This is a genomic window from Pontiella sp., assembly GCF_041622395.1.
In the GTDB taxonomy this organism is placed as follows: domain Bacteria; phylum Verrucomicrobiota; class Kiritimatiellia; order Kiritimatiellales; family Pontiellaceae; genus Pontiella.
On sequence record NZ_JBFJYW010000363.1, the window covers coordinates 1 to 3,406 of the forward strand.

Annotated in this window: 3 protein-coding genes; all 3 read right to left on the minus strand. The window is 61.9% G+C overall.

Features of this window, described 5'->3' with window-relative positions; all coding sequences use genetic code 11:
• Positions 1–2,480, minus strand: a 2,480-nt coding sequence (locus ABYO54_RS15500) for an FAD-dependent oxidoreductase (RefSeq protein ID WP_372809139.1), incomplete at its 3' end; no start/stop codon positions are given.
• Positions 2,473–2,880 carry a hydrogenase iron-sulfur subunit gene (locus tag ABYO54_RS15505; protein WP_372809140.1) on the minus strand — a complete coding sequence of 136 codons (408 nt, stop codon included), beginning with the start codon at positions 2,878–2,880 and terminating at the stop codon, positions 2,473–2,475. The genes ABYO54_RS15500 and ABYO54_RS15505, both read right to left, overlap by 8 nt.
• Before the next feature lie 151 nt (positions 2,881–3,031).
• On the minus strand, positions 3,032–3,283 hold the full coding sequence (locus tag ABYO54_RS15510) for a sulfurtransferase TusA family protein (protein WP_372809141.1): 252 nt from the start codon (positions 3,281–3,283) through the stop codon (positions 3,032–3,034).
• Positions 3,284–3,406: the final 123 nt, after the last annotated feature.

The window sequence follows — 3,406 nt, forward strand, 5'->3', positions numbered from 1 at the left end:
ACCAGGTCGTGTTCCGCTTCCCGCAGGCCGCCTTCGCCCTCCATGTCTTCGTAGTGGACCTTCAGGTTGCCGTCCTCGAGCTCGTCGATGCGGGCGACCTTGCCCTTGGTGTACTGGACGCCCATGCCCTTCGACTGCTCGTAGAACTCGTCGTAGCCCTTGCCGAAGGCGCGCAGGTCGATGTAGTAGATCGTCACGTCGGCCAGCGGCAGCGCGCCCATCACGAGCTGGGCGTGCTTCGCGGAATACATGCAGCCGATTCGGCAGCAGAGCGGGTTGCAGACGGTGTGGTCGCGCGAGCCGTTGCAGAGCACGATGGCAATGTTTTCCGGCTCCTTGCCGTCGGACGGGCGCAACACGCCGTTGTACGGCCGGGTCGGCGCCAGCAGGCGGTCCATCTGCGGGCCGGAAATGACGTTCGGATAGGTTCCGTAGCCCATCAGCTCCTTGCCCGCCGGATCGAGAATTTCGTAGCCGGTCGAAACGATGACCGAGCCGACGGTCATCTCGAGGTGGTCGGTGCGCATGTTGAAGTCGATGCAGTCGCCGGGGCAGACGTTCACGCACTCCTGGCACTGCGAGCATTCGCCGCACCCGAGGCAGCGGTTGGCGGAGTCGCGCGCTTCGCTTTCGGTCATGGTTTCTTCATAGGGCTCGAAACTCTGGATGCGCTTGATGGGATCGTGCTCGCGGATCGCCGTCGGCGGTATGCAGGAGCAACTGCCGGAACATCCAACGATCGCCTCCTTGTCGGCCATCGGGAGGTCCGACTCGAACGGGACGTCGAGGTCCTCGCCCTTGAGCATCCGATCGATGTAGAACGCCGCTTTGCGGCCTTGGCCCATGGCTTCGACGATGATCGACGGCCCGAGCACGGCGTCGCCGCCGGCGAAGACCATCGGGTCGGAGGTCTGGAGCGTTTTCTTGTCGGTCAAAATCGTCTTGTTGCCGTTCAAATGCAGTTCGCTTTCGAAGGGGAGGGTGCTCGGCGAGAGGCCGACCGCCATCACCACCACGTCGGCGTCGATCGACTGTTCGGTCCCTTCGGCGGTGGAGAATCCGGTCATGCGGCCTTTTTCGTCGAAGTTGATCGCGTCGACCTTCAGGACCTCGAGTTTGCTCTTGCCCGCATCGTCGTTGTAGATGCGCTTGGTGGAGACGCCCGTGTGGAGCTTGACGCCTTCCTCGATGGCTTCGCGGACTTCGAATTCGTGCGCCGGCATTTTATCCTGCTCTTCGAGGCAGACGATCGAAACGCTTTTGGTGCCCATGCGGACGGCGGCGCGGGCGACGTCGAGCGCAACGTTGCCGCCGCCGAGGACGACGAAGTCCTTGCCTTCGATATCCGGCAGTTGTTCGCCGACGTTGGTTTCTTTCAGGAAGTCCATGCAGTCGGTCACGTCGGTCAGGTCGTTTCCGGTAATCGGGATGATGCGCGGGTTCTGGTTGCCGACGCCGACAAAGACCGCGTCGTAGCCTTGCTGCTTGAGCGCCGCGATGCTTTCGACCTTGGCGTTGGTTTTGATCTCCACGCCGAGGGCGGTGATGTTCTTGATGTCGCGGTCGAGCAGCGCGTTGGGCATGCGGTAGGCGGGCATGCCGTGGCGCAGCATGCCGCCGGCGTGCGGCTCGGCTTCGAAGACGGTGACCTGATGGCCCTGCTTGGCCAGATGGAACGCGGCGGTGAGCCCGCCGGGGCCGGAACCGATGATGGCGACCTTGGAGTCGAGCTGGGTTTCGACGGGGCCGTAGTCGGGTTCCGGGTGGCGGTCGTAGTACCAATCGACCATGAAGCGCTTGATGGCGCGGATGTTGACGGAGCCTTCCATTTCGTCGCGGGTGCATTCGCCCTCGCACGGCGCATAGCAGGCGCGGCTGAGGCTGCCGACCAACGGGGCATCGGCCAGGTGGAGTTTGAAGCCTTCCTCGTATTTTCCGGCGCGCACCAGCGAAACGAATCCGCTGGGCTTCACGCCGGCGGGGCAGGTGTGCATGCAGGGGGCCTGTCCGCCGCGGCTGATGACGGCTTTCTTCGGCACGGCCTGCGGAAAGGGGATGTGCGCGGCGCGGCGCGCGATCATGTTGTAGTTGTATTCGTCGGGAATCGGCACGGTGCAGACGCTTTCGCACTGGCCGCAACCCGTGCAGGTGGTTTGGTCGACATAGGTCGGCTTCTTGTGCATCCGGACGTGGAACGAGCCGTCGGCGTTCTTGGTGACGGCGTCGACCTCGCTGTAGGTCATCAACGTGATGTTGGGGTGGTGTGCGCTCGACGCCATTTTCGGGGTGGAGATGCAACTTGCGCAGTCGAGCGTCGGGAAGACCTTGGAGAGCAGGATCGTGCGCCCCCCGATGCTCGGGTTCTTTTCGACGAGCAGCACCTTGAAGCCCATGTCGCCCAGCGAAAGCGAGGCCTCCATGCCGGCGGTACCGGCGCCGACGACCATGACGTCGTAGTCCATGTTTTTCTGATTACTCATTTTCGGCCAACTTTTTGAGTTCGTTTTGGAAATTGTTCATGTGCGCCACGAAGTTGTCGGCGCAAACGGAGCAGAGACCCGACATCTTGAGCCGCTTGGGGCTGATGCCGTTTTCTTTCATCAGGTCCTGCGCTTTCTTGATGACGGCGCTGGTGCGCGGGGTGCAGTCGGCCAGAAAGGAGCAGTCGCCGCCGCAGCCCGCCACGAAGACGCCGTCGAATCCCTGCTCGATGGCGTGGACGATCCACGAGGGCTTGACGCCGCTGGAGCAGGGCAGGGGAATCACTTGTACCGCGGTCGAGTAGTGCATGTGCGCACTGCCGGCCAGGTCGATGCCCGGATCGGATATGCTGTTGGTCGAAAAGACCAGGATCTTGGGTTGGGGTTCGTTGCTCTTCATCGTCGCTGCGCTCCGCGGTGCCGGTTAGGGGTGCTCGGTGATTGTGGCTGGTGGTCGTCCTCGTCCATCGAGCTCGTCCAACGAGCTCGTCCTCGATCATTTTCCGAGTACGAGAATGAGGGGCGAGAACGAGGACGATATGGACGATTCGTTAGACCATTTTCTTCATGTAGACGCGCCAGAAGCCGTCGTCTTCGTAGTCGCCGACATACTCGTGCTTCATCTTCTTGCTCCAGCGCTGCACGTCGATGATGGTCCCTTCGTCGGACGACAGGATGCACATCACGCCGCCGGTCGGGCAGTTTGCGATGGCGCGTTTGGCTTCGAGCAACGGGCCGGGGCAGGCCGTTCCTCGGGCGTCTACTTCTACGGCTACGTCTAGTGCTTTCAGGTCTTCACTCATGGTTTTCTCCTAGGTTGGATTCAGGGTTAAAAGTTCGATGTTACGGTGCTACATAAAGAAGCATTGCTTGGCTTCCTGGAACATGCCGACAAAGGCGCCGACGCCGACGAAGTCCATGTGCGG